Here is a 25,149-nt window from a genome sequence, read left to right on the forward strand (position 1 = left end):
ATAAATCCTTCGAAAAGGAGCGATCGCATGAGCAGCAACCCCTTCGAGGACCCGGAGGGCACCTACCTCGTCCTCGTCAACGACGAGGGGCAGTACTCCCTGTGGCCGGCGTTCGTCGAGGTTCCGGAGGGGTGGAGCACCGCCCTGGCGGCGACCACGCGTGACGCGGCGCTCGAGCACATCAACACCCACTGGACGGACATGCGTCCCGCGAGCCTGGTGCGCGAGATGGAAGGCGCCGACGCCGCCTGATTCCACCGTGTGGCCCGCCCTCCGAGCGCTTACCGGCGCTCGGAGGGCGGGCCACACGCTTTTCCGCACCACCCCCGAAGAGCCCGGGGAGAAGAATCAGAGGAAGGGGCAGCACATGCCGGTCGTGCCGGTCAACGGAATACGTCTGAACTACGAGGACACCGGAGAGGGGGAGCCGGTGGTGATGATCCAGGGAACCGGTGGCGGACGCACCGCCTGGCAACTCCACCAGGTCCCGGCCCTCACCGCCGCGGGATTCCGGGTGATCACCTTCGACAACCGCGGAATACCGCCCACCTCGGAATGCCCGGAGGGTTTCACGCTGCAGGACATGGTCGGCGATGTCGCCGGACTCGTCGAACGCCTCGGCATCGGTCCCGTCCGTGTCGTCGGCACGTCGATGGGCGCCTTCGTCGCCCAGGAGCTGTCCCTCGCCCGGCCCGACCTGGTCCGGCAGACCGTCCTCATGGCCACCCGCGGGCGGACCGACGCGCTGCGCGCCGCGCTCACCCGCGCGGAGACCGAACTGCACGACTCCGGGGTGACCCTGCCGGCCCGCTACTCCGCCGTGCTGCGCGCCCTGAAGTTCCTGTCGCCGCGGACCCTCGACGACGAGCGGGAACTGGCCGACTGGCTCGACCTGTTCGAGCTGGCTCCGCCCGCGGGTCCCGGCCTGCGGGCACAGATGGAGGTGAGCCGGCTGGAGAACCGGCTCGCCGCGTACCGGGGGATCCGCGTGCCGTGCCAGGTGATCGCCTTCGCCGACGACCTGGTCACCCCGCCGCACCTGGGCCGGGAGGTCGCCGACGCGATCCCGGGCGCCGTGTTCGAGGTGATAGAGGGCTGCGGGCACTACGGCTACCTGGAGGATCCGGCCGCGGTGAACAAGGCGATGGTGCAGTTCTTCACCGGCCCGACGGCCGGCTGACGACGGCCCGCCCGCGGCGACTTGAGCCCCGCGGCGGCTCGTCCCCGGCGGCGGACCGACTGCCGGGCGACCGGGGCGGCCGGCGGGCAGATGCGCAAACGCCTTCGTCCGGGCCGCTGTTCGCGGTCCGGACGAAGGTGAGGAGGGGGAGAGAGGAGGGAGAGGTGCCCGACGGGGGATGGCAGGCACTTCCCCCTCCTCGTCGGAGGGGCCGGCCTACCTCTGGTAGGGGTCGGGCCGGCCGTCGTGGCCCTGCTGCCCCGGCTGCGTCCACCCCGGCGTCGGGGCGTACGGGTCCTGGGAGGCGTACGGGTCCTGAGGGGCGTAGGAGTCCTGAGGCGCGTAGGGCTGCTGGGGTGCGTAGGAGTTCTGCGGGTTGTACGCCTGCTCCCGCTGGTGCCCGGGCTCCTGGGCGTAACCCTGGCCCCGACTCTGGCCCTGACCCTGTGCGTACCGCGTGGCGCCGGCCGGTACCGGCTGCGGGAGGCGCAGCTGCCGGGTGTCGTCGGCGCCGGCCGCGTGCTGGGCGCGGCGGGCGCCGGAGAGGCCGCCCGGCCACCAGTTCCACTTGCCGAGGGCGGTCATCAGGGCCGGCAGCACGAAGATGCGGATGATCACGGCGTCGAGCAGGATCGCCGCCGCCAGGCCGACGCCCAGCTGCTTGAACTCCACCATGCTGAGGGTGCCGAAGATCGCGAACACGGCCACCATGACGATCGCCGCGCTGGTCACGACGCCGGCGGAGCGGGTGATGCCGTCGCGGACGGCGTCACGGACGTTCGCCCCGCTGAGCGCCGCCTCGCGGATCCGGCTCACGACGAACACGTGGTAGTCCATCGACAGGCCGAACAGCACCACGAAGAGGAAGAGCGGCAGCCAGGAGACGACCGCCCCCGAGCTGTGGAAGTCGAGCACGCCCTCGGCCCAGGTGTTCTGGAAGACCGCGACGAGGACACCGAACGAGGCGGCCGCCGACAGCAGGTTCAGGAGGATCGCCGAGAGCGCCACGGCGAGAGAGCGAAAGATGATGGCCATGGTGGCGAAGGTCAGCAGCAGGATGAAGCCGACCACCCACGGCATCCGGTCCTCCAGGTGGCCGGTGAAGTCGACCCCCTGGGCCACCTTGCCGCCGACCGCGCCCTCGGCGTCCTGGACGGGTGCGATCGCCTCGGGCACCCAGGCCCGCAGCAGTGCGAGGGACTCCCGGGCCCCGTCGCTCCTGGGCGAGTGCGGCGTTCCGACGGCGACGGTGTGCACGCGCTTGTCGGCCGAGGCGCGGATCGCGGGCTTCTGGTCGTGGGCGAACAGCTCCTGGCCGTCGGTGCGGTCCAGCAGGGTCTTGAGCGCGGCCTCGACCTCACCGGCCTTCTCGGCGGGGGCCCGCACGGCCACCTGGTGCACGGTGCCCTTGCTGGGGAAGGCGGCGGTCAGCCGGTCCATGGCCTGGACGACCGGGATGTCGCGGGAGAGATCGTCCGAGCCGGGCTGCTTCAGCTTCATGTCGAGAGCGGGCAGGGCGAGGGCGAGCAGGGCGCCGACGGAGACCACGAGGGTGAGCACGGGCCGGACGAGGGCGGGACGGAGCAGCACGGGCCACAGCCGGGACTCGTTGGAGCGCATCGTCAGCCGCCACAGCAGCGGCACCTTCGGCCGGTCGACCCAGCGGCCGAGCTTGGCGAGGAGGGCGGGGAGCACGGTCAGCGAGGCCAGGACGGCGACGGCCACGACGATGATCGAGCCGGTGGCCAGGGAGGCGAAGGTGGCCTCCTGGGCGAGGTAGAGGCCGGCCATGGAGACGATGACGGTGGTGCCGGAGACGACGACGGTGTGTCCGGAGGTCTCGGCGGCGATCTCGATGGCGTCGAGGTGCGAGGCGCCCTTGTGGCGTTCCTCGCGCTCCCGCTTCAGGTAGAAGAGCGAGTAGTCGACGCCGACAGCCATGCCCATGAGCAGGATGACGTTGCTGACCGCGCTGGTCTCGGGCATGACGTGGGAGGCCAGGGTCGACAGACCGATGGCGGCGCCGACGCAGGACATCGCGAGGAGGACCGGCACGCCGGCGGCGATGATCGCGCCGAAGACGACGAGCAGGATCAGCAGGGTCAGCGGAAGGCTGATCAGCTCGGCCTTCTTGAAGTCCTCACCCAGGGTCTCGCCGAGCCCCTTGGCGGTCGAGCCGGTGCCGATCTGGTCGATCCTGATGCCCTCGTGGGCCTTCTGGGTCGCCGCGCTCGCGTCGAGCAGCGGCTGGACGCGGGTGTCGGCGTTCTCCGTGTCGCCCTTCATGGTGACGGGGAGCAGCAGGGCCTTGCCGTTGGGGGAGGGGAAGGCGGTGCCGACGCTCTCCACCTCGGGCAGGGCCTTCATCTTCCCGGTGAGCTCCTCGGCCGCCTTCCGAGCGGTGGCGAGGTCCAGTTTCCCGCCGTTCGCGGCGCTGATGAGGACGTTCTCCTCGGGCTTCTCGGTGAAGTGGCCCGAGGCGGTGATCCGGCCGGCGCGGCCGGACTCGCCCACCCCCGACTCCTCGTCGCTGATCTTGTTCGTGCCGGCGGCCCCGCCCATGAAGAGACACAGCGCGACGAAGACCACCCAGAGCCCGATGGCGGACCACGGATGCGTGGCGCTCCATCGTGCGATCCGTACCGTTGCGGGTTTCTTTCGCACCTTCTGTTTCCTTCCATTGCTGCGGAAACCGCCGGGGCGGCTGCCGTTCTGCGACGAGTAGAACGCTAGTCACGGGAGGAGGGCGTGGACACGAGGTAAACCGCCTGGGTAGCCCCAGTTTTCCGCAGCCCTGGCCCTGTGGTTTCCCGTAACGGGGACCCTGCGGTTTCCCGTAACGCCCTGGAGCAAAATCTTGACCTGAGTAAATCCGGGCGGCTAGCTTCATTTTCTGATTCACCCTTCTGAGCCGCACGGCAAATCGAGTCCGGCGGCAGGAAAATGCCATCCAGTGGCGTTAGTCAAGGGGAAATAATGGAAACTGTTGTCCTGACGCGGCAGCATATTGCCAAGATCGTCAATGAAAAGGGATTCGACGATTTCATGGACCGGATGATCGCCCGCCTGGGCGAGGTCTTCCGGGAGGGCGGCCACGGGGGCATCACCCCGGCCCGCGACGGGTTCGTACGGGGTCCCGGAGACACGGCCATCCTGGAATGGATGCCGCACCACCGGCCCGGTGAGTCGATCACGATCAAGACCGTGGGCTACACGCCGTCCAACCCGGCGGAGTTCCGGCTGCCCACGATCATCGGGACCATGACCAGGTACGACGACGTGACGGGCCGGCTGCTCGCGGTCTGCGACGGCATCCTGCCGACGGCGATCCGTACCGGCGCGGCCTCCGCGATCGCCAGCCGGCTTCTCGCCCGCCCGGACAGCCGGGTCCTCGGGCTCGTCGGTGCGGGTGCGCAGGCGGTGACCCAGGCACACGCCCTGAGCCGGGTGTTCCCGCTGGAGCGGATCGTCGTCCACGACATCGATCCGGAGCACGCGCGCTCCTTCGCCGAGCGGGTGGAGTTCCTCGGGCTCGACGTGAAGGTGGCCACGGTCGCCGAGATCGAGGCCGAGGCCGACATCATCTGCACCGTCACCTCGGTGGCGGTCGGCGACGGCCCGGTGCTGCTCGGCGAGAACCTCCGCCCGCACGTGCACATCAACGCCATCGGCGCGGACCTCATAGGCAAGTTCGAGGTGCCGCGGCACGTGCTGAAGTCGGCGTTCGTCACGGCGGACCACCGCGACCAGTCCCTGCGGGAGGGGGAGGGCCAGCAGCTGGCCGACTCCGACCTGGGGCCGGACCTCATGGAGCTGTGCGCGCGGCCCGCCCTCGCGGCGGACCACCGGGACGGGATCACCGTCTTCGACTCCACCGGCTTCGCGCTGGAGGACCACGTGGCCTTCGACGTCCTGCTCGAACTCGCCGCGGAGGCCGGTCTGGGGGACCACCTCCAGATCGAGCAGCTGCCGGAGGACGCGCTCAACCCGTACGCCTTCGCGTAGGCGTGCCGCGGGCCGTCCCCACCGCCGCGATCGGCGGGGACGGCCCGTTCCGCCCGCTCCCCGGAGCCGTGCCGTCCCTTCCGGATCCTGCCCGGCCGCGTCGCCGCGGGCCCGACGGGCGAGATCCGACAGGGCGGGCCTAGGACTCCAGGTAGCGGAGCACCGCCAGGATCCGCCGGCTGTACCCGGTGGTGTGGGACAGCTCCAGCTTGTCGAAGACCGTGTTGAGGTTCTTCTCCACCGAACTCAGCGAGATGTGCAGCTTCTGCGCGATGGCCGTGTTCGTGTGCCCCTGGGCGAGTGCCTCGAGGACCGTGCGCTCCCGGGGCGTCAGCCGCGCCAGCGGGTCCCCGTGGGTGGTCCGGATGACCAGCTGCCGTACGACCTCCGGGTCGATCGCCGCGCCGCCGGCGTGGATCCGCTCCAGCGCGTCGAGGAACTCCTCGACCTGCGCCACCCGGTCCTTCAGGAGATAGCCGACCCGCTCGGCGTTGGACGCCAGGAGCTTGGCCGCGTAGTTCCGCTCGATGTGCTGCGAGAGCACGAGCACACTGACCTCGGGCCAGCGCTCCCGGATCTCGACGGCCGCCCGCAGCCCCTCGTCCGTGTGCGTCGGAGGCATCCGGATGTCGACGACGACGATGTCCGGCCGCTGCTCCTCGACCTCCTTGAGCAGCGTCACCGCGTCTCCCAGCGCCGCCAGGACCTCGTGGCCCTCCTCGACGAGCAGCCTGACCAGGCCCTCTCGCAGCAGGGTCGAGTCCTCGGCCAGGATTACGCGCATGGAAGCTCCGCGGTGATGGTGGTGGGTCCCCCGAGGGGGCTGTGGATGTGCAGCACGCCGTCGAGCGCGGCCACGCGGCTGCGCAGTCCCGTCAGCCCGCTGCCGGTCTCGTTCGCGCCGCCCGTGCCGTCGTCCTCGACCCGCACCGTGAGCCGCGCCCCGTCGAGGGCCACCCCCACCGAGATCGCCGAGGCCGAGGAGTGCTTGGCCGCGTTCGTCACGGACTCCGACACCACGAAGTACGCGGCGGTCTCCACCGGCCGGGGCAGCGGGGCGTCGACCTCGAACCGGGTCCGCAGCGGAATGCTGCACCGCTCCGCGACGCCGCCGATCGCCTCTTCGAGACCGAGGCTGTCGAGCGCCGACGGGTACACCCGCCAGGCCACCTCGCGCAGTTCGGTCAGCACGCCCTGGGACTCCTCGTGCGCCTGGAGCAGCAGCGCGTCGGCCTGCTCGGGGTTGCGGCCCCGGCGTGCCCGGCCGATCAGCATGGCGAGCGCCACCAGACGCTGCTGGACCCCGTCGTGCAGATCGCGCTCGATGCGCCGGCGTTCGGCGTCGACGGCCTCGACGACCGCGGCCCGGCTGGTGGCGAGTTCGTCGATACGGCGCTGGAGCAGCTCCCGCTCGGAGGGGCCGAAGCACTCCCGGGCGGTACGTGCGTCGAGCGCGGCCAGCGAGTAGAGCCCCTGGACGTCGAGGAAGAGGAGCACGCTGCCGAGCAGGACCTGGGTGAGCAGCTCGTCCCAGCCGAGGGTGCCCCGCACGACGCCGTTGATCAGGAGGCCGGCCAGGACGCCGCCGAAGACGAGCAGTCCGACGACCACTCCGCAGAGCAGTCCCGTGTAGCTGCGGATCGCGAGGTAGCGCAGGATCTTCTGGTCCGAGGCCTTGTAGTGCTCGGGGAAGAGATCGCCGAAGAAGGCGGAGCGCCGGACCCGTTCGAGGGTGACCAGGCGCCGGGCGCCGGCCATCAGGATCTCCAGGGCGCTGGAGCGGGTCCGCGGCCAGAGCAGGAACGGTCCGAGGGCCGCGCCGACGACGAGGAAGTAGAGGGCGCCGACCAGGGCGGTCGCGCAGCCGAGGAGGATCCCCAGTCCGCGACGGGGCCAGGACGGTGTGGTCGTACGGGTCACGGTCTCGTCCTCACCGGCGCCGTTCCCGCCGGAATGCCTCGGCGGTCGGTCGGACGCGGTGCCTGCTAAATCCCCTTGCACGGGGCCCGAGACTAGTGCGCCCGCACAGCCCGGGCAAGATCGCCCGGGCTGTGCGGGAAGCGGTGCCGTACCGGTGGGGCGGGAGCCGAGGGTCACGAGGCGCGCCGGTGCTGGGCCTGGCCGCGGCTGCGGACACGGACCGCCACGTAGGCGACGATGGCGACGACGACCATGACCAGGACGACCTTCGACAGGACACCGACGTAGGTCTCCACGACGTCCCACTGGTCGCCCAGCCAGTATCCGGCCATCACCAGGATGCTGTTCCAGATGAGGCTGCCGAGCGTGGTGAGCATGATGAAGAGAGGCATCGGCATCCGCTCGACGCCGGCGGGCACCGAGATCAGGCTGCGGAAGATCGGCACCATCCTGCCGAGGAAGACGGCCTTCGTCCCGTGCTTGGAGAACCACTCCTCGGTGCGGACCAGGTCGGACGCCTTCACCAGGGGCAGCTTCCCCCAGATCGCGTGCATCCGCTCCCGGCCGAAGAGCACCCCGATCCAGTAGAGCGCCACCGCGCCGACCACCGAACCGAGCGTCGTCCAGAAGAGCGCCGAGGCCAGGCTCAGCACGCCCTGGCCGGCGGCGAAGCCGGTCAGCGGCAGGATGACCTCGCTGGGCAGCGGCGGGAAGAGGTTCTCCAGGGCGATGGCGAGACCGGCTCCGGGGCCGCCCATGGTGTCGACGAGGTCGGCGGCCCAACCGGCGACGCCGTCCGCGGGCTGCTGGGCGAGCGCCATGGTGGTGAGGTTCATCAGGGACTCCAAGCTGGCGGGGACGGTGGGGGCGGGCGCCCCGTTCTTCTTCCTCAAAGTTAGAAAACGCTGCTCAGCGCCGGTATGAGGGTTGCCGTCCACCCCGGTGGTGTTCTCCGCACGTCCGACCCTGCGGTTTTCCGCAGGGTCGGACGTGCGGGGAACCGCCGGCGGGACGTCCCCGCCGGGCGACCCGCCGGACGACCTGTAGGGGGAGCGGGTTCGGAGGCGGAGGGGCGGACACGGCGGACGGCCGGACACGGCGGAGAGGCGGACGGGCGGACACGGGGGCGCGCCGACGGCCGCGTTCGGGGGCGGATCGACGGCCGCGCTGACCCGTTCCTGCCAGGTCCCCGGGAATCCCTGTTCCTTTCCGCGGGCCCGGGTCTACGTTGAATCCCGTTCGAGCGAATCACCGCCCGGACATTTTCCAGGTCCGTCGACAACAGGAGGTCTGTCATGGAGAAGGAGATCGAGACCGGTCAGGTCTACGAGGTTCCCGAGCTCTCCGAGCTGGGCGACTACGACGAGCTCACCCGAGGCGTCGGCTTCCCGCTGGCCGACTTCTTCATTCACTTCGACTGATCCCCGCAGGGGTTCGTTGTTGACCGAATGAATTAGTTGATGCCATGCGGCGGCGGAATGCGGGGTTTCCCCTCGCATTCCGCCCTGCCGCCGCCCTGCCGGAATCGCGGAGGAAACATGCTGGAGAACCCGGCCCTTTCCGGGCCCTGGTTCGTCGCCCTGCCCGACAGCGCGTCCGCGCTCCCGGTGGCGCGGCGGCTGCGCGACCGTATCGGATTCACCCTCACCCACGCGTCGGGACGGCCCTGGGTCGTCGGCAACGCCCCCGACGGGGCCACCGGGACCGCCGTCGCCGCCCGGCACGGCGCCACCGCGCTCCTCGTCACCGGCACACACGCCCTCACCGCCGGCGAACTCGCCGACTGGGCACGGCGCGTGCGCACCACGGCCGACCTCGACGCCCTCGCCGCCTCCCTCACCGGCAGCGCCCACCTCGTGGCGAGCGTCGACGGCCAGGTCCGCGTCCAGGGCACCGCCTCGGGTGTCCGCAGGGTCTTCACCGCCACCCTCGCGGGTACGACCCTCGCCGCCGACCGGGCCGATCTGCTCGCCGCCCTCACCGACGCGCCGCTCGACCCGGTGCGGCTCACCGCCCGGCTGCTCGCCATGACCCCGTCCTCGCTCACCGAACCGGTCTGGTCCGGGGTCGACCTGGTGCCGCCGGACGCCTGTCTGCTGATCGCCGCCGACGGCACGGCCCGCACCCGGACGTGGTGGCTGCCGCCGGCCCAGGAACTGGACCGTACGCAGGGCGGCCCCGTGCTCGCCCGGGCCCTCGCCGACGCGGTCGCCGTCCGGGTGCGCGAGCACGCGGTCGTCGGCTCCGACCTCTCGGGCGGCCTCGACTCCACCCCGCTCAGCTTCCTCGCCGCCGAGGCCACCGGCCGCGCGGCGGGCTCCCTCGTCACCGTCCGGATCGGGGTGGCCGACCCCACCCACGACGACCACATCTGGGCCGCCAAGGCACAGGACCTGCTCGACGGCGACCACATCACCCACACCGTCTTCGGACCGGGCGAACTCCCCGACATGTTCGAGGACGTGGCCCGGCCGGTCACGGGTCTCGACGAACCGACCCGCTGGATACGGCCGGTGGCCAGGCTCCGCGAGACCGCCCGCCGCCTCGCCGCGGTCGGCGCCAGTGTCCATCTCACCGGCCACGGCGGCGACGAGGTCCTCGCCGTCAAGCCCAGCTATCTGCACGACCTGACCCGCCGCCGCCCCGCCCTCGCCCGCGAACACCTCGCCGGCATGCGGGCCCTGCGCCGCTGGTCGACGACCGCGACCCTGCGGGCACTCGCCGACCGCCGCCCGTACGGCAGCTGGCTCACGGCCGAGGCCGACGCCCTCACCAACTCCTTCCCGCCCCCCAACCAGCCGCTGTTCGGCTGGGAGTACCCGCTGAGGCTGCCGCCGTGGGTCACCGGCGACGCGGCCGTCGGCCTCTCCGACGAGATGCGCCGCCGCGCGCGGGACGCCCGGCCGTACGCCCCCACCCGCGCCGCCCACACCACCGTCGACCTGGCCCGCCAGCTCGGCGCCGCGGTCCGGCTCGCCGAGACCGTGACCGCCGGCGCCGGCGCGGTCCTCCAGGCCCCGTACCTGGACGACCGGGTCCTGGAGGCCTGCCTCGCGGTACGGCCCGAGGAGCGCAGCTCCCCGTGGACGTACAAGCCGCTCATGGTCGAGGCGATGCGCGGCACCATGCCCGAGGGCTCCCTCAAGCGGGCCACCAAGGGCGAGTTCTCCGACGACTTCTTCCGCGGCCAGCAGCGGCACCGGGGCCAGATCGCCGAACTCTTCGACGAGCCGCTGCTCGCCGGGCTCGGACTGATCGACACGGCGACCCTCCGCCACATGGCCCTCGCGGCCTACCCGCCGGGACTCCCCTGGGGCGCGCTCGACGCCACGATGGCCGTGGAGAACTGGTTGCGGGCCAGGTCGAGCTGGAACCTTCCGCCGGCGGAGGAGACCGTACGGATCACGCCGGCCGCACCCGCCACGCCGGCCGCCACTCGGCCCGCACCCGCCACGCCGGCCGCCACTCGGCCCGCCCCCGTGAACCCGACCGCTGCCGCAACCCGCCCGACCGTGCCGGCCGTCCCGACCGTGCCTGCCGAGCCGACCCAGGAGGAGAACCACCGTGTCCCTCAGCCTCGCTGACGGAGTGTCGATCGCCGAGACCGACGACGGCGCCGTCCTCCTCGACGAACGGACCGGCCGCTACTGGCGGCTCAACGGCTCCGGCGCGCGCCTCCTCCGGTCGCTGCTCGCCGGCCGGGACACCCGGCAGGCCGCCCTCGACGCGGCCGCCGGGGCCACCGTCCCCGCCGACCGGGCCGCCCGGGACGCCGCCGGGCTCGTGGACAAGCTGCGCGGCGCCGGACTGGTGACGGCATGAGCTCGCCCGTCGCCATCGTCGACCGCCCGAGGCTCGCCGTGCACCGGCGTCCTCTGCCGTGGCTCGCCGTGGCCGCCGCCCGGCTCCTGATGCGTCAGCCGCCCGCCCGCATCCGTACCGTCCTCGAACTCCTGCGCAGGGGCGCCCGCCCCGCCACCACCGAGGAGGCGGCGCGCAGCCGCGCCGAGGTCGTCGCCGTCAGCGTCAGCTGCGCCGGGGAGGGCTGCGTCCAGCGCTCCCTCGCCACCACTCTGCTCTGCCGGCTCCGTGGCCACTGGCCCACCTGGTGCTCCGGCGTCCGCGTCGTGCCCTTCCTCGCCCACGCCTGGGTCGAGGTCGACGACGAGCCCGTCGACGAGCCGTACCCGCGCGGCTACCACACCACCCTGATCCGCGTACCTCCCCGGGAGAGGTCATGAAGACGACGGAACTCACCGACTTCGGTCTGGGACTGCGCGTCGACGGCTTCACCCCCGCGAGGGGACCGGAGACCCTGCGCACCCTGCTCTGGGAGTACGGGGTGCTCCATCTGACCGGATTCCCGCGCGACCCCGAGGCCCTCACCGCCCTCGCCCGCCTCTTCGGCGAACCCCGCACGGTCTTCCCCGCCGAACACCGGATGCCCGGACAGACCCACGTACGGCTCCAGTCCAATGTGCGGGGACTCGGCGCCAACGCCGGCGGGCAGTACTGGCACGCCGACGGCTCCTTCGCCCCCGACACACCCCTGGTCACCGTGCTGACCTGTGACGAGGCACCGGAGGCCGAGGGCGAGACGCTGTTCGCCGACCTCCGCGCCGGATACACGGCGCTCCCCGGCGACCTGCGCGACGAGGTCGACGGCCTCGACGGCGGCTTCCCCTGCCGGCGGATCGCCGAAGAGGACATGCGGCGCGCCACCGCGATGCGGACCGTCAGCCTGTCCGAGGCCGAACGGAGCCGCCAGCTCGCCGAGCTCAGGGACTTCGTCCGCCCCCTCGTCACCACCCATCACACCACCGGCCGCCGCGCCCTCGTCCTCAACGAGCACTGGCTCAGGGAGATCCCGGGCCGCACGCCGGAGGAGGGCAGGCGCCTGCTCGGCCGCCTCTACGAGACGGTGACCCGGCCCGCCCGCGTCCTGCGGCACCACTGGAGCGTCGGCGACGTGCTGGTCTGGGACAACGCCTCCGTCCTGCACAAGGCGGTCCCGGCGGCTCCCGGCCTGCGCAAGATCACGCGCCGGATCACCACCGCCGTCCCCGTGGCGGAACCGCCGTGGCCGGCGGAGCCGACGGGAGAGCCGGCGCCCGGACGGACGACCGGGGGCACGGCGCGGCGCACGGCCGAGGACACCTCCGAGCACCGTGGGGCACGGACCGCGGCTCCGGACCGCGACCGCGCCGCCCTCGCCACCACCCCCTGAACGGCGACGACGGTCACCCCCTTGACCGACGTCGTCCCGACCGCCGGGGTCTTCGCCGCAGCGCCGCCCGCGCACACCCCCCACAGCGGCGAAGACCCCGAAGGTCTTCCCTCCGCCCCGTCCGAACCGGCCCGGCAGGCCCACGACCCCCGGGGAACCCACCGTGTCCCATGTCTCCGCCACCGAGTCCGCCACCGCCTCCGACGCGTTCCGCGCCACGACGTCCGTCGCCGAGTCCGTCGCCGCGTTCGGAACCCTCCTGGACGGCTCCGACCCGGCGTCCGGCCCGTTCGGCGCCGCCGCCAACGCCGAGCTCGACCGGCGCGAGGACTTCCCGGCGGAAGCCTGTGCCGCGCTCGACGCCCTCGGGCTGCCCGCCCACTACGTCGACGTCCGGCACGGCGGACGGCTCCGCGCCATGCCCGAACTCGTCGGCCTCCAGCGGGCCGTGGCCCGCCGCGACCTCACCGTGGCCGTCGCCCACGGCAAGACCTTCCTCGGCGCGGCCCCCGTCTGGCTCGCGGGCCGCCCCGACCAGGCCGCCCGGCTCGCCGAGTCCGTCCGCCGCGGCGCCGTCGTCTCCTGGGCCCTGACCGAACGCGACCACGGCGGAGACCTCCTCGCGGGCGGGCTCACCGCCCGGCCCGTCCCCGGCGGCGGCTGGCGCCTCGACGGCGAGAAGTGGCTGATCAACAACGCCGGCCGGAGCCGGTACGTCTGCCTCCTCGCCCGCACGCGGGAGAGCGGCGGACCCCGCGGCTTCAGCGTGTTCCTCGTCGACAAGACCCGTCTCGCCCCCGGCTCGTACCGTGTCCTGCCCAAGGTCCGTACCCACGGCATCCGGGGCGCCGACATCAGCGGCATCGCCTTCGACGGGGCGGTGATCGACGACGACGCCCTCGTCGGGGAGGCCGGCACCGGACTCGACACCGTCCTGCGGACGCTCCAGCTCACCCGCGTCCTGTGCACGGCGCTCTCGCTCGGCGCCCTCGACCACGCGCTCGACGTCGCCGTCCCGTACGCCCGGGGCCGCAACCTCTACGGCCGCGATCTCGCCACCCTGCCCCGGGTCCGCCGCACCCTGGGCGAGGCGGCGGCGGCGCTCGACGTGGCCGAGACGGTGGTGGACGTCGCCGCCCGCGCGATCCACACGCTCACCCCGGAACTCGCCCTCGTCTCCGCCGTCACCAAGGCCCTGGTCCCGAACCTCGTCCAGGACACCCTGGACCGGATCACCGAACTCCTCGGCGTACGGGGCTTCCTGAGCGAGGGATACCTGGACGGCTCCTTCGCCAAGCTGGAACGCGACCACCGGATCGTCGCCGTCTTCGACGGCAGCACCGCCGTCACCCGCAACCTCACCGCCGACCACTTCCCGTCCCTGGCCCGCGCCTGGCGCGCCGGCCGTGCGAACCCGGCGGCCCTCCCCGCCACCGTCACGGGCGCCCTGCCTCCCTTCGCCCCGGAGCGGCTCCGGCTCCTGTCCGCGGGCAGCACGGTCGTCGAACTCCTCCCGGAGGCGGCCGGCGAGGTCCGCCGCGCGGCCAGGCACGGAATGCTCCCCAGGGAGACGGCCAGGATGGCGGCGGAACTGGAAGCGGTGACCCGGGCGGTGCACCGGACCATGGAGTCCCTCGACCGCACCCCGAGAGACGTCCCCCAGACCGCCTTCGACCTGGCCGAACGCTACGAACTCTGCTTCGCGGGAGCGGCCGTCCTGCACCGCTGGACGGCCGGCCCCCGCACCGCGGACGCCGGCCTCCGGCTCCGCGCGGGTCTCGCCCTGGTCCTGGGCCGACTGGGCCTGCCCATCGACGAACGCCGGGCGGAGGCCCACGACCGCCTGGCCGACGGCCTGCTGGGACCGGCCCACCACTCACTGACCCTGCCCTCGCCCCGAAAGCAGGAGGGCGCGCGATGAGCACGACGACACGAGACACGGGCGCACCGCCCCTCTCACCGCCCTCGCCTCCTCCACCGTCCGGGCCCGCCCGGCTCGGCGCCCTCGACGCGCTGCTCGGCGACCCCGACGACCCGGGGAACCCGGTCGGCCGGGCCGCCGTCCTCGACGCCGACGAGCGCGGCGAGATGCTCGCCGCGGGCGAGGACGCCCTGCACGCGTACGGCCTGCACGCCGAGTTCGTCCCCGCCGGACTCGGCGGCCGGCTCACCCGCCTCGACCATCTGGTCGAGGTGATGCGCGCCGTCTACCGCCGGGACCCCTGTCTCGGACTCGGCCACGGCGCCGCCTCGTTCATCGCCGCCGTCAACATCTGGACCGCCGGCGACGAGCGACAGCGCGCGGAGGCGGCGCGGCTGCTCCGCGGCGGCGGCCGGATAGCCGTCGGCTACCACGAGCTCGCCCACGGCAACGACATGGCCCGTACGGAGTTCACCGCCCTGCCCCGGGGCGACCGGCTCGTCCTCGACGGGCGCAAGGAGGTCATCACCAACGCCCGGCGCGCGGACGCCCTGGTCCTCCTCGCCCGCACCTCCACCGCCCCCGGCAGCCGCAGCCACTCCCAGGTGTACGTCCCGGTCGCGGACGTCCCCGCCGGTCGGCTGACCCATCTGCCCCGCTACCGGACCACCGGCATGCGGGGGGTCCAGCTGGGCGGCCTGCGGTTCGACTCCTGCCCGCTGCCCGCCACGAGCGTCCTGGGCGGGACACCGGGCCGCGGCCTGGAGACCGCGCTGCGCTCCTTCCAGATCACCCGCACCACTCTCGTGTCGATGTCCGTCGGCATCGTGGACACCGCCCTCGACACGACGCTGCGGCATGTGCGGAACCGCCGGCTGTACGGCAGGACCGCGGCCGACCTGCCACACGTGCGGTCCGTCCTCACCGGCGTCTACGTCGACCTCCTCACCGCCGACTCCCTCGCGACCGTCGCCACCCGCGCCCTGCACCTGCTGCCGGGCGAGACGGCGATCCACGCGCAGGCGGTCAAGTACGTGGTGTCGGGGATCCTGATGGAGGCGATGAACCGGCTGTCCGGAGTGCTCGGCGCCCACTTCTACCTGCGGGAAGGCCCCAGCGCCCTCTTCCAGAAGCTGCTGCGGGACATCCAGCCCGTCGGCTTCGGGCACGCCGCCCGCGCGGCCTGCCAGGTCTCGCTGCTGCCCCAACTGCCGCTGCTGGCGCGGCGGGCCTGGCGGGAGCACCGGACACCGCCGGCCGCGCTGTTCGCGGCGGGGGAGGACCTGCCGCCGCTGGACTTCGGGGCCCTGGCGCTGAGCGCCGGAGGCCGCGAGAGCCTCAGCACCTCGATCGCCGCCGGTCTCGACGGGCTGCCGGACGGCGCGGGAACCGCGTACGGCCTGCTGCGCGCCCACGCCGAGCGCTTCGCACGCGAACCCGTGCGGCTGGCCGAGGCGTGCGCGGCGCTGGACCCCGGCGACCTGTCGGTGGCGGCGAGCCCGTACGCGTACGAGCTGACGACCCGGTACACCACGCTCCTGACCGCAGCCGCCTGTCTCGGGACCTGGTCGTGGGCGCGCCGCACCGGCGTCCCGGAGCTCTCGGAACCGGACTGGGCGGCGGCGGCGCTCCACCGCCTGAGCACTCCGCGCGGCGCGGCGGCCCGCGCCCTGCCGCGCCCGCTGGAGGACGCGCTGTGGGAGCGGCTCGTCGAGCGCCACCGGACCGGCGGCGGGTACACCCTCCTGCCGCGCGCCTCCCGACACTCCGCCGACGCAGAAGGACGAAACCCGTGAGCCACAGCCGAACAGTCATCGAGCACGGCACCGAGCAGGAGCCGACGGCCACCCGGGCCTGGCTCGCCGCCCGGGTGGCCGAACACCTCCGGATGTCCCCGGCGGACCTGTCCCCGGACACCCCGCTGAGCGAGTACGGCCTGGACTCGGTCTACGCCCTCTCGGTGGCGGCGGACCTGGAGGACCGGCTGGGCGTCACGGTCGACCCCACGGTCCTGTGGGACAACCCGACCCTGAACGCCCTGTGCACCGCGGTGGAACGCCCCGCCCCGACGGCACCCGCCTCGACCGGTCTCGCCCCGACCGCACCCGCCCCGGCCGAGACCGTGTCCCCGGACCCGGCCCCCGCGACCACCCGGCAGGACCCGGCCGGACCGACGGGGCAGGCCGGACCGACGGGGCAGGCCGGACTGACCGGCGCCGCCACCGCCGTCGGCCTCGCCCGGCTGGGCCTCGTCGACGCCGCCGACCCGGCCGCCGGCCCCGCCCCGTCCCACGCCGACGTCCGGGCGGCCGTCCGGTGACCCCCGAGACCTCACCCGCCCCCGCGCCCCCGACCTCGACCCGGGCCCGGGGGCGCCCCCGGCACCTCGCCGCCGCGCAGTACGGGATCTGGGAGAGCCAGCGGCACGCCCCCGCGGTCCCGCTCCACGAGTGCGGGGTCGCGCTCACCCTCATCGGTGCCCTCGACCGGCTCGCCCTGCACCGCGCCGTGGCACGCGCGCTCGGCGAGACGGAGACGCTCCGGACCCGCTTCCACATGACGCCCCACGGGCCCCGCCGCGCCCTCGTGCCGCCGCCCCTGCCCGTGCTCACCGTCACCGATCTCCGCCACGAGGCGGATCCGGAGACCGTCGCCGACGCGCGGATACGGGCGGACCTGGCCACGGTGACCGACCTCGCCCGGCAGGACCCCTGCGCGCACGAACTGTTCCTGCTCGGGCCCGAGCGGGCCCTGCTGTACTTCCGCTACCACCACATCGTTCTGGACGGCTTCGGCCAGTACCTCTATCTGCGGCGGCTCGCCGAGCTGTACGAGGCCTTCGAGAGCGGCCGGGCCCCGACGGCCCCCGCCGCCGTACCCCTCGAACGGCTCGCCGCCGACGAGGCGGCCTATCTCCGTTCGCCGCAGTACGCGGAGGACGCCGCCTACTGGCACGCCGAGCGGTCCTCCACCGCCCCACCCGACGGTTCCGACGGGCCCGACAGCCCTGGACGCCCGGCCGCCGCAGGCGCCCCCGGCACCCCTCGTCACCCGGTCGCCGCCGACGGCCACGTCGCGCCTCCGGGCCCCGCCGTCTCCCGGACCGCCGTCCTGACGCCCCACCGGCTCGGCACCCTTCTCGCCGCGGGCCGGGGCGAGGGCCCCGCGCCCGTCGGCCACGAGGCGGCCACCCTGATCGCCGCCACCGCGGTCTGGTCGTACGACCGGCACGGCGGCCGTACCGGGATCGTCGTCAACCTGCCCGTGACGGCCCGCCGTTCACGCGCGGAGCTCGACACACCCGCCCAGCTCGCCAACGAACTGCCCCTCCGGCTCGCCGTCGACCCCGACGCCAGCTTCGCCGCACTCGTACGGCACACCGGGGTGAAGGTCCGCGAGGCACTGCGCCATCAGCGCCACCGGGCCGTCGGACCCTCGCCCCGTACGGCGGAACCGGTCGCGACGCCGCCCGCGCCGCAGGTCAACGTCATGACCTTCGGAGCGCTGTCGCGCTTCGGCTCCTGCCGTGCGACCTGCCGCCCGTACCCGGTGGGGCTCGTCGCGGACATCGACCTCAACGTCTACCGCGAGCTCCCCGCCCCGAACGAGGGGAGCGAGAGGGAGGAGGTGCGGACCGGCCCCGGCCACCTCCCCCCGCACGGACTGCGCCTCGAGTTCCGCGCGAACTCCCACCGGCACCGCCCCGACGACGTCTCCCGCCACCGGAGGCGGTTCCTCGAACTGCTCGACGCCGTCGCCGGACGGTCCGACCTCCCCCTGGCCAGGCACCTGTGATCGGAACCCTTCTGCCGGCCCCCGTGTCCGTGGCCGAGGCCTTCGAGGACCCGCCCGGACTGACCCTCATCGGCCTGGAACGCGAGGCGGTCCGCACCGCCGCGCCCAAACGCCTGGCCGAGTTCACCACAGCCCGCTGGTGCGCCCGCCGCGCGCTCGCGGGCCTCGGGATGCCGCCCGTCCCCATCCCTCGGGGGCGGCGCGGCGCACCCGTGTGGCCGCCCGGCATCGTCGGCAGCATGACCCACCACGACGGCTACCGCGCCGCCGCCGTCGCACGGCAGGCCGACGCCCGTTCCCTGGGCATCGACGCCGAACCCCATCTGCCCCTTCCGGACGGGGTGCTGGAGCTGATCGCGCTGCCGGCCGAGCTGCGCCGGATCGCCGAGCTGTCCGGCCGGCACCCCCTGGTCCACTGGGACCGGCTGTTGTTCAGCATGAAGGAGTCGGTCTACAAGGCCTGGTTCCCCCTCACGTACCGGTGGCTGGGGCACGAGGAGGCCGACATCGTCATGGACCCGGCCGGCACGTTCACGGCGCACCTGTTCGCCTCCCATCCCCGGGTTCCTCCCGAGGGGTTCACGGGACGCTGGACGGTGGACAGGGGGCTTGTCGTCACGTCGATCCTGGTGCCGCCGTACCCGACGCCGTCGGGAGGAGCGCCGAGGTGAGAGGACCGCGCAAGTGGGGGAACCCGTATGAGATCTTCATGTGCGCGGTGTGTTCACTGACCTGTCCCGGCGCCGGAAGCCTGCCGATACTTTCAGGAGACATCCGTCTCGACCGGGAAGGCCCCATTGAGCGACACGGATGAGCATCAGGTGGTGCACCTCTGGTCGTTGGACGAGGACGTGGTTCTCGTCGGGGGAGACGACGACTTCGAGACCGTCCTCAGCGGTCGGTGGGGTGCCCAGCGGCTCAAGACCGACGGCCTCGTACGAGAGGCCCTGCGCCGTATGCAGCTGGGGCCGGTGCGCCTGACCAATGTGGGTCAGGCGCCCGGCACCGGCGCTCCCGGCTGCCTGATCCTGCTCCCCGTCCTGCGGGAGGTCGCGCACCTGGTGGTGCGGACCATCGCCATGGACGATCTGCTGGGCCCGCTCCTCTCGGCGCATCCGCTCAGCAGGGACGCGGTGTTCCGCCTCGGCGCGGTGCCGGCCGACCGCCGCTTCCGGCTGGTGGTCGGCACCTCGCTGGTGCTGCGCGCGGACGGCCTGGTGATGGAGGTGCGCGACAGCGCGTACCGGGTGGTGGTGCACCGCCCGGAGGCGGTGTGGATCGTGGGCATGCTGACCCGGCCGTGCCGGGCGGAGGAGGCGGTGGCCGCGCTGCCGCTGCCGGCGGGCGTCACCCGCGGGGTCATCGGCTACCTCCTGGCGGCGGGCATGGCGGTCCCGGTGGATCCCCCGCACGGGGTCATGGTGGACCCTCCGCCCGGGGTCCCGGTGGACCTAGCGCCCGGGTTCCCGGTGGACCTCGCGCCCGGGGTCCCGGTGGACCCCGCGCCGGGGTTCCCCGCGGACCCCGCGCCGGGGTTCCCCGCGGACCCCTCGCCCGGGTTCCCCGCGGACCGCTCGCCCGGGGTCACGGTGGCCCCCCTGCCGGGGCCCACGGTGGATTCCCCGCCCGGATTCCCGGTGGACCTTCCGCCCGGGGTCCCCGTGGACCCCCTGCGCGTCGTCCCACCGCCCGACGCGCCCGCACCCCCGCGGTACGGCCCGTCCGGATCGTCCGGTCCGCCGGCGCTCCCGGCACCCGACGTCTCCTAGCCCTCGGCTACACCAGCCAGCCGGCCTCCCGCGCGGTGCGGATCGCGTCCACCCGGTTGCGTGCGTTGAGCTTGGAGACGATGGTCGTGAGGTAGTTCCGTACGGTGCCCAGGGAGAGCCGCAGCACCTTGGCGATCTCCGCCGGGTCGCGGCCCTCGGCCGCCAGTTGCAGGACCTCCGTCTCCCGTTCGGTGAGCGGGGTCTCCTCGCTGTTCCAGGTGTCGAGGGCCAGCTGCGGGTCGATCACCCGCTGGCCGGCGGCCACCCGCCGTATCGCACTGGCCAGTTCACCCGGTGGCGCGTCCTTGAGGAGATATCCGGACACCTGCGCCATGAGGGCCCGGCGCAGTGTTCCGGGGCGTCCGAGGTTGGTCAGGATCAGGATGCGGCACTCCGGCATCCGTTCCCTCAGTCTCGCCGCCGCGCTGAGGCCGTCGAGTCCGGGCAGGTCGATGTCGATCACGGCGACGTCGGGGCGGTGTTCGAGCGCGGCCTGGACGATCTCGTCGCCGCGCGCGACCTCGCAGACGACGGTGAGGTCGTCCTGGAGGCTCAGCAGCGCCACCAGCGCCCCGCGCACCATGTGCATGTCCTCGGCCAGCAGAATGCGGATGTCCATGGCGGTAACTCCTCTGGGCCTTGTGGGCCCGTGATGACGGCGCGGAGGATCTCCGCTGATGGGGGGATACGAAGGATCAGGCGGCCGGGCCGGTACACGGCAGCGTCGACGGCTCCTCGGCCCGAGGCCGGCGGAAGGCGTCCTCGCTCGCCTCGCGGGGGGCCGGGACGAAGGCGACGGGAGCCTCGGCGGTGAGCCGGAACGTTCCGTCGGACCCGTGGGCGATGGTGAGCCGACCGGAGACGGAGCGCAGTCGCATCGCCAGGTTCTGCAGCCCCGCGCCGCTGTCCTGAGAGGTGTCGCGGTAGACCGCGGCCACACCGTCGTTCGTGACGACCAGCCGCACCCGCCCGCAGTCCTGGACCGCCTCGATGGAGCACTCCGTGGCGCGCGAGTGGCGCAGCATGTTGGTGATGGCCTCGCGGAGCACGGCGGCGAGGACGGTGTTGACCTCGGGGCCCAGCTCGTCGAGCCGGACCTCGGTGCTCACCTTCACGTCGGTCGCCTCCAGGAGGCCGGTGACCGAGGCGAGTTCGCTCTGCAGCGACATGTCGCGCAGACCGCGCGAGACGCGCCGCACGTCGGCGAGGGACTGCCGGGAGAGGGCGAGGACGTCCTCGATCTCCGCCTTGGCGCGCTGCGGCTGGGTGAGGACGAGCCGGTGGATGAGCTCGCTCTTGAGAGTGATGGCGGAGAGGCTGTAGCCCAGCAGATCGTGGAGGTTGCGCGAGATCCGCAGCCGCTCCTTCGTCACCGCCATCCGGGCGAGCTCGTTCTTGGTCTCGTGCAACTGGCGTACCAGTGCGGCCAGTCGGGAGAGCCCGTAGACCACGAGCCCGGTCAGCAGGGTCGACTGGAAGAGATAGATGCTGTCGATCAGCGGCCGTCCGTCGATCGCGGGCGGCGCCAGCATGCTGAGTCCGACGGCTCCGTACATCGGCCAGGCGATCCGAGGGGGGAGCAGGAGCAGCAGGGAGCCGGCGAGGAAGCCCGCCATGGCGCCCCACTGGGACTCGAAGACCATCACCGGCAGATAGGTGAGGAGGGCCTGGAGGCTCAGGGTGATCCGTTTGCGGACGGGGGACACCAGGTCGGCCCCCGGGCGGGAGTGCTGGAGCTGGAGCACGAAGATGGCGACCAGGCACAGCAGGCAGACGCCCATCGGTAACGGCCCGAGCGAGGTCCCGGCGATGTTCAGCGCGGTGATGCCGAGGTAGCTCAGGAGCGCCGACGTCAGGATCACCGTCGCGAATCTCGGGGCGATCGGAATGTGCTGGGCCCCCGCCCCCTCCGGTCTCTCCTCACGGTCCCGTCGACCGGTGACGTCGTCATGGCTGAGCTCATCGGGAACTGGCATCGTCCTCGCGGCCTCTTCTGTTCGCACCCCTGTGCACACTCGTGTCGCACCCCTACACACTCGTGTTCGATCATAAGCCTCGTTGGTGAATTATGAGTGGAGCGTTTTGTGTTGATGGATGTCTCACGTGGTACCGGCGGATACGGCATGATGCCTCCGTGCGCGCCGAACTGTCCTGCCGGCTGGTGCCGGACACCCTGTGGGATCTGACCGCTCCCCTGCTGCCCCGGTTCTCCAGAAGGCCCCAGGGCGGGGGGACTTCGCCGCTCTCGGAGCGCGCCGTCTTCACCGCCGTCGTCTACGTCCTGACCAGCGGATGCTCATGGCGGCTGCTGCCCGACACCTTCGGGGTGTCGCCCGCCACCGCCCATCGCCGCTTCACCGTCTGGTCGAACTCCGGGCTCTGGCACGCGCTCGACCGGGCGGCCGCGGAGGCGCTCGGCCGGGGGAGCGAGGCGGGCTGGGTGGCCGCGATCGTCGACGCGGCCAACCTCCGCTGCTGCGCCGACGGCTGAGCGGGGCGACGGTGCGGGAGCCTGCCGTCGGCAGGTCCCGCCGACGGCAGGAAGGGGCCGACCCGCGTGCCGGTCGACCCCTTCACCGGTCCGCCCCGCGGACCACGTGAGACAGCCCCTTACACGAACAGCGGTACGGGATTGAGTTCTTCGCGCGACAGAGGAGAACTCAGGCGTCCGAGCGCCACCGGTACGTCGAAGAGCCGCCCCGGCGCGAACCGCGCCCAGAATTGCCGCATCCCGGGAACGATGACCTTCACCACCGGAATGCCGAGGTCCGCTCTCGTCTGGTCGAGGACCAGGAGTTCCATGCCGCGTTCCCGCGTCAGCTCCGTGATCCTGTGAACATCGTCGAGGAGATCGCTGGTCGGGACGTACGTCCAGTCCTCCGGCCGGCGCGGCCGCACCGTCGGATCGGGCGTCAGATAAGGGCGGCCCGCCGCCGTCGCGGTGTGCCACCAGTCGAGCGCCTCGGGATCGTCCACACGGTATCCGGAGTTTTCTCGAGTAACCCCACTCACCGCCGGGAGGAGTTGTCCCATTTCGGTGAGGGCGCGCCGCAGGGCGAGCCGGGGATCGAAGTGGGCGCCGAATCCGAAAATCACGTCTTCGGCGGGCTTGTCCGTACGCCGGGACAGTGCCGCCATTACCGGAATTCCGAAATCCGCGGTGAGGTCGATCACCCATACCGATCGGTTGACCGCACGGTAACCGGCCAGTAATTCCGGTAGGTAATCCCCGGGAAAAGCGGAGAGGTCCACGGCCGGCTGCCGGGTGCGGTTGTACCACCACAGCGCGACCGCGTCCCGCTCCACCAGCTCCAGGAAGCCCTGGACCAGCGCGTCCTCACGCGTACTGCCGGCCGCGTTCCCGTTCGAGTCCGCCCACAACCCGTCGGACCCCGCCTCGGGACCGAAGTACAGCATCGACGTGGGCAGCAGCCGCTGGGTCCGGCCGGTGAGCGACCAGACCGGGGTCCAGTCGGTGGGACGTGCCGGATCGAACCGCTCGGGCACGAACTGGAAGCGCGACCCCCGCGCGTTCCACCGGTCCCGCTCCCGGAACTGCCCCTCGCCGTACAGCTGGCAGTCGTTGGGATGGATCGCCGCCGGGCCCAGCCCGCGCAGCGAGTCCCTGACCACCGGCTCGTCACCCTGCCGGGTCCCGCTGTGCCGCTCCACCGCCTCGCACAGGGCGCTGACCCGCGCCTCGGTCTCGGTCAGCCCCTTCCCTCCGCTGAGGCTCCGCAGCCCCGCCCGCAGCCCCGCGAGGGAGCGCCCCGGCATCGCCAGGTTGTGCCCGGACAGGAAGGTCTGCAGGAAGGCGGGGCTGCCGGGGGCGCGACGGATCTCCTTCACGACCCCCGTCACGGGATCGACGAGATGCCCGTACTTCTCCAGCATCCGCTCCGGGGTCAGCGCCCGGTGCCCGTTGCCGGCCCCGGTCACCTTGGGCCGGGAGACCGGGGTGAAGGGGGCGCGGACCTGCCGCGCCACCAGATCGGGATCCCCGCACGACCGGCACTGCGGGATCCGGGCCACCGGATGGGCGGTCGTCGTCAGCCGTACGGTGTCCAGCGTGCGTACGGTCGACTGCTCCGGACTGCGCAGCCCGCCCAGCCACTTGGCGGCCTCCAGGGCCGCGAGGTGCAGGGCGAGCGCCCGGACCACGGGCAGCGTCGCCGGCGGCAGCGGCACCGGGTCGGGCCGCCCCAGCGAGTGCTGGAGCAGGCCCTCCGACAGCCGGTGACCACGCAGCCGCGAGGCGAGGCAGTGCCAGCAGGGTCCGTCGCCGGGCTGGAACACCGGCCCGATCCAGGGATCCGACCAGCCGATCCGCACCGGGAGCCAGGCCGTCCCCGCCCGCCGGTGCGCCCCGTCCACCTCGGCGAGCCCGGGGGACAGGAAGTCGTCGCAGAGGACGACGGACAGCTCGGCCGGAGCGCTCGCGTCCGTCACCGGGCTGAGCCCGGCACCGCGCAACGCCTGGGCGAACTCGGCGGGTTCCGTGTCCGTCAGGCTCACGACCCGCACCCGGGCCCGGGCGAGGGCGTCCGGCACCCGTCCGCCGTCGAGCCCGAGCAGATCCCAGAACGCCTCGGTCGCCGTGGACGTGGACGCACCGGCCACCGGCCCCGGCCCGGCGGGCCGCACCCGCAGCAGCCCCGCCGACTCGAGCGCCCGCAGCGAGCCGAGGACCTCTTCCGCGGGCAGGACGCGCGAGGCCTCGCGCAGAACGCCCGCCGTACTTCTTGTGCCGTCGAGCAGCGGCGCCAGTACCTCGGCGTGCTCCCCTCGCAGCGTCGTCAGCCCCCGCTGGGACACCAGATACACCGCCTGCCCCGGCACCGTCTCGGGACGCAGATGGCTCTTGAAGCCCACCCGGTCCGCGTCGACGGCGACCGTCGGCAGTTCTTTCCCCCGTGTGACGGTCATGCGCTGAGCCGTGCACCCGACGTCGGGGCGGGGGCGGACTGGGCCGCCATGACACAGATGGTGAACAGTGCCACGGACTGCGGCGCCAGGTTGTCGATGTCCTCGATCACCAGGCCCGCGACACCGGCGCCGGAGACCGGGCCGAAGGAGGTGTCGCCGGCGAGAGTGCGGTTCGTGAGGATGTCGCTCATCGGTAAGGGGTCTCCTAGGTCGAATCGTTCGATCGGCACGGACGTCACGCGGCACGGAGAGCACGGAGTGTGCGATGAGCGTGCGATGACCGTGTGGTGATGCGGTGTCTGCCAAGATTCTGCAAAATGCGGCACGGCGCCGGACAGTGCTGCGGTCACTGCCCGCATGTGAAGCCGTCACGCCCGAACCCTGACTCCCCACCCCGACCTCTCGT

Annotated in this window: 23 protein-coding genes; 15 read left to right on the forward strand and 8 right to left on the reverse strand. The window is 72.9% G+C overall.

Going from position 1 to position 25,149, the window contains the following annotated elements; translation table 11 throughout:
• The first annotated feature begins 27 nt into the window (after positions 1-27).
• Together IE311_RS16450 and IE311_RS16455 are read left to right on the forward strand one after the other, a co-directional pair.
• Positions 28-252, forward strand: coding sequence for an MbtH family protein (locus IE311_RS16450; protein WP_189832434.1), 225 nt, complete (start codon positions 28-30; stop codon positions 250-252).
• 115 nt (positions 253-367) lie between these two features.
• A complete protein-coding gene (locus IE311_RS16455; RefSeq protein WP_189832435.1) occupies positions 368-1,180 on the forward strand; it encodes an alpha/beta fold hydrolase in 813 nt (270 codons plus the stop codon).
• A 216-nt stretch (positions 1,181-1,396) separates the two neighbouring features.
• Here IE311_RS16455 and IE311_RS16460 read toward each other — a convergent pair whose 3' ends face one another.
• Positions 1,397-3,844 (reverse strand): MMPL family transporter, encoded by a 2,448-nt coding sequence (locus IE311_RS16460; RefSeq protein ID WP_229901953.1) that lies wholly within the window; start codon positions 3,842-3,844, stop codon positions 1,397-1,399.
• Between the two features lie 312 nt (positions 3,845-4,156).
• Here IE311_RS16460 and IE311_RS16465 point away from each other — a divergent pair, with 312 nt between their 5' ends.
• Positions 4,157-5,185 carry an ornithine cyclodeaminase family protein gene (locus IE311_RS16465; RefSeq protein WP_189832436.1) on the forward strand — a complete coding sequence of 343 codons (1,029 nt, stop codon included), beginning with the start codon at positions 4,157-4,159 and terminating at the stop codon, positions 5,183-5,185.
• Between the two features lie 139 nt (positions 5,186-5,324).
• On the opposite strand, the gene IE311_RS16470 is transcribed toward IE311_RS16465, so the two are convergent.
• The 3 genes from IE311_RS16470 to IE311_RS16480 form a co-directional block, all read right to left on the reverse strand.
• Positions 5,325-5,969 (reverse strand): response regulator transcription factor, encoded by a 645-nt coding sequence (locus IE311_RS16470; RefSeq protein ID WP_189832437.1) that lies wholly within the window; start codon positions 5,967-5,969, stop codon positions 5,325-5,327.
• A complete protein-coding gene (locus IE311_RS16475) occupies positions 5,960-7,105 on the reverse strand; it encodes a sensor histidine kinase (RefSeq protein ID WP_189832438.1) in 1,146 nt (381 codons plus the stop codon). Before IE311_RS16475 ends, IE311_RS16470 begins: the two co-directional genes overlap by 10 nt.
• Before the next feature lie 173 nt (positions 7,106-7,278).
• Positions 7,279-7,941, reverse strand: a complete 663-nt coding sequence (locus IE311_RS16480) for a DedA family protein (protein WP_189832439.1) — start codon at positions 7,939-7,941, stop codon at positions 7,279-7,281.
• A 459-nt stretch (positions 7,942-8,400) separates the two neighbouring features.
• On the opposite strand from IE311_RS16480, the gene IE311_RS16485 reads away from it, so the two are divergent.
• The 11 genes from IE311_RS16485 (at position 8,401) to IE311_RS36695 (ending at position 19,817) form a co-directional block, all read left to right on the forward strand.
• Entirely contained in the window at positions 8,401-8,526 is a 126-nt protein-coding gene (locus tag IE311_RS16485; RefSeq protein WP_125666437.1) for a lasso RiPP family leader peptide-containing protein, read from the forward strand.
• 117 nt (positions 8,527-8,643) lie between these two features.
• Entirely contained in the window at positions 8,644-10,689 is a 2,046-nt protein-coding gene (locus tag IE311_RS16490) for an asparagine synthase-related protein (protein ID WP_189832440.1), read from the forward strand.
• A complete protein-coding gene (locus IE311_RS16495; protein ID WP_189832441.1) occupies positions 10,670-10,927 on the forward strand; it encodes a lasso peptide biosynthesis PqqD family chaperone in 258 nt (85 codons plus the stop codon). Before IE311_RS16490 ends, IE311_RS16495 begins: the two co-directional genes overlap by 20 nt.
• The gene (locus IE311_RS16500; RefSeq protein WP_189832442.1) at positions 10,924-11,346 is read left to right on the forward strand and encodes a lasso peptide biosynthesis B2 protein; all 423 of its coding nucleotides are present in this window, start codon (positions 10,924-10,926) and stop codon (positions 11,344-11,346) included. The genes IE311_RS16495 and IE311_RS16500 overlap by 4 nt, the downstream gene beginning before the upstream one ends.
• On the forward strand, positions 11,343-12,332 hold the full coding sequence (locus tag IE311_RS16505) for a TauD/TfdA dioxygenase family protein (protein WP_189832443.1): 990 nt from the start codon (positions 11,343-11,345) through the stop codon (positions 12,330-12,332). Before IE311_RS16500 ends, IE311_RS16505 begins: the two co-directional genes overlap by 4 nt.
• Positions 12,333-12,495: 163 nt before the next feature.
• Positions 12,496-14,253: an acyl-CoA dehydrogenase family protein gene (locus tag IE311_RS16510; protein ID WP_189832444.1), complete on the forward strand. Its 1,758-nt coding sequence runs from the start codon at positions 12,496-12,498 to the stop codon at positions 14,251-14,253.
• Positions 14,250-16,049: an acyl-CoA dehydrogenase gene (locus IE311_RS16515; RefSeq protein ID WP_189832445.1), complete on the forward strand. Its 1,800-nt coding sequence runs from the start codon at positions 14,250-14,252 to the stop codon at positions 16,047-16,049. Before IE311_RS16510 ends, IE311_RS16515 begins: the two co-directional genes overlap by 4 nt.
• Positions 16,046-16,573 carry an acyl carrier protein gene (locus IE311_RS16520; RefSeq protein ID WP_229901954.1) on the forward strand — a complete coding sequence of 176 codons (528 nt, stop codon included), beginning with the start codon at positions 16,046-16,048 and terminating at the stop codon, positions 16,571-16,573. The genes IE311_RS16515 and IE311_RS16520 overlap by 4 nt, the downstream gene beginning before the upstream one ends.
• Entirely contained in the window at positions 16,570-18,048 is a 1,479-nt protein-coding gene (locus IE311_RS16525) for a condensation domain-containing protein (RefSeq protein ID WP_189832446.1), read from the forward strand. The genes IE311_RS16520 and IE311_RS16525 overlap by 4 nt, the downstream gene beginning before the upstream one ends.
• The gene (locus IE311_RS16530) at positions 18,045-18,719 is read left to right on the forward strand and encodes a 4'-phosphopantetheinyl transferase family protein (protein WP_189832447.1); all 675 of its coding nucleotides are present in this window, start codon (positions 18,045-18,047) and stop codon (positions 18,717-18,719) included. The genes IE311_RS16525 and IE311_RS16530 overlap by 4 nt, the downstream gene beginning before the upstream one ends.
• Before the next feature lie 126 nt (positions 18,720-18,845).
• Complete coding sequence (locus tag IE311_RS36695) at positions 18,846-19,817, forward strand: hypothetical protein (RefSeq protein WP_229901955.1); 972 nt, start codon at positions 18,846-18,848, stop codon at positions 19,815-19,817.
• 7 nt (positions 19,818-19,824) lie between these two features.
• Here IE311_RS36695 and IE311_RS16540 read toward each other — a convergent pair whose 3' ends face one another.
• Together IE311_RS16540 and IE311_RS16545 are read right to left on the reverse strand one after the other, a co-directional pair.
• Entirely contained in the window at positions 19,825-20,436 is a 612-nt protein-coding gene (locus IE311_RS16540; protein WP_189832448.1) for a response regulator transcription factor, read from the reverse strand.
• A 76-nt stretch (positions 20,437-20,512) separates the two neighbouring features.
• The gene (locus IE311_RS16545) at positions 20,513-21,679 is read right to left on the reverse strand and encodes a sensor histidine kinase (RefSeq protein ID WP_229901956.1); all 1,167 of its coding nucleotides are present in this window, start codon (positions 21,677-21,679) and stop codon (positions 20,513-20,515) included.
• 272 nt (positions 21,680-21,951) lie between these two features.
• Between IE311_RS16545 and IE311_RS16550 the strand changes: the two genes are divergently transcribed.
• Entirely contained in the window at positions 21,952-22,308 is a 357-nt protein-coding gene (locus IE311_RS16550) for a transposase (RefSeq protein WP_189832450.1), read from the forward strand.
• 119 nt (positions 22,309-22,427) lie between these two features.
• Here the strand turns inward: IE311_RS16550 and IE311_RS16555 are convergent, their stop codons facing one another.
• Both IE311_RS16555 and IE311_RS16560 read right to left on the reverse strand, forming a co-directional pair.
• Positions 22,428-24,743: a TOMM precursor leader peptide-binding protein gene (locus tag IE311_RS16555; protein WP_189832451.1), complete on the reverse strand. Its 2,316-nt coding sequence runs from the start codon at positions 24,741-24,743 to the stop codon at positions 22,428-22,430.
• Positions 24,740-24,934, reverse strand: coding sequence for a hypothetical protein (locus tag IE311_RS16560; RefSeq protein WP_189832598.1), 195 nt, complete (start codon positions 24,932-24,934; stop codon positions 24,740-24,742). The genes IE311_RS16555 and IE311_RS16560 overlap by 4 nt, the downstream gene beginning before the upstream one ends.
• Between the last annotated feature and the right edge of the window lie 215 nt (positions 24,935-25,149).

Source organism: Streptomyces zaomyceticus (assembly GCF_014656215.1).
Taxonomy (GTDB): Bacteria; Actinomycetota; Actinomycetes; order Streptomycetales; family Streptomycetaceae; genus Streptomyces; species Streptomyces zaomyceticus.

What these genes read in the sequence shown, in the direction of transcription:
- IE311_RS16470 (WP_189832437.1), bottom strand. Translation starts at nt 5,969, where the DNA reads ATGCGCGTAATCCTGGCCGAGGACTCGACCCTGCTGCGAGAGGGCCTG.
- IE311_RS16515 (WP_189832445.1), top strand. Translation starts at nt 14,250, where the DNA reads ATGAGCACGACGACACGAGACACGGGCGCACCGCCCCTCTCACCGCCC.
- IE311_RS16450 (WP_189832434.1), top strand. Translation starts at nt 28, where the DNA reads ATGAGCAGCAACCCCTTCGAGGACCCGGAGGGCACCTACCTCGTCCTC.
- IE311_RS16555 (WP_189832451.1), bottom strand. Translation starts at nt 24,743, where the DNA reads ATGACCGTCACACGGGGGAAAGAACTGCCGACGGTCGCCGTCGACGCG.
- IE311_RS16540 (WP_189832448.1), bottom strand. Translation starts at nt 20,436, where the DNA reads ATGGACATCCGCATTCTGCTGGCCGAGGACATGCACATGGTGCGCGGG.
- IE311_RS16465 (WP_189832436.1), top strand. Translation starts at nt 4,157, where the DNA reads ATGGAAACTGTTGTCCTGACGCGGCAGCATATTGCCAAGATCGTCAAT.
- IE311_RS16490 (WP_189832440.1), top strand. Translation starts at nt 8,644, where the DNA reads ATGCTGGAGAACCCGGCCCTTTCCGGGCCCTGGTTCGTCGCCCTGCCC.
- IE311_RS16480 (WP_189832439.1), bottom strand. Translation starts at nt 7,941, where the DNA reads ATGAACCTCACCACCATGGCGCTCGCCCAGCAGCCCGCGGACGGCGTC.
- IE311_RS16455 (WP_189832435.1), top strand. Translation starts at nt 368, where the DNA reads ATGCCGGTCGTGCCGGTCAACGGAATACGTCTGAACTACGAGGACACC.
- IE311_RS16500 (WP_189832442.1), top strand. Translation starts at nt 10,924, where the DNA reads ATGAGCTCGCCCGTCGCCATCGTCGACCGCCCGAGGCTCGCCGTGCAC.
- IE311_RS16560 (WP_189832598.1), bottom strand. Translation starts at nt 24,934, where the DNA reads ATGAGCGACATCCTCACGAACCGCACTCTCGCCGGCGACACCTCCTTC.
- IE311_RS16485 (WP_125666437.1), top strand. Translation starts at nt 8,401, where the DNA reads ATGGAGAAGGAGATCGAGACCGGTCAGGTCTACGAGGTTCCCGAGCTC.
- IE311_RS16505 (WP_189832443.1), top strand. Translation starts at nt 11,343, where the DNA reads ATGAAGACGACGGAACTCACCGACTTCGGTCTGGGACTGCGCGTCGAC.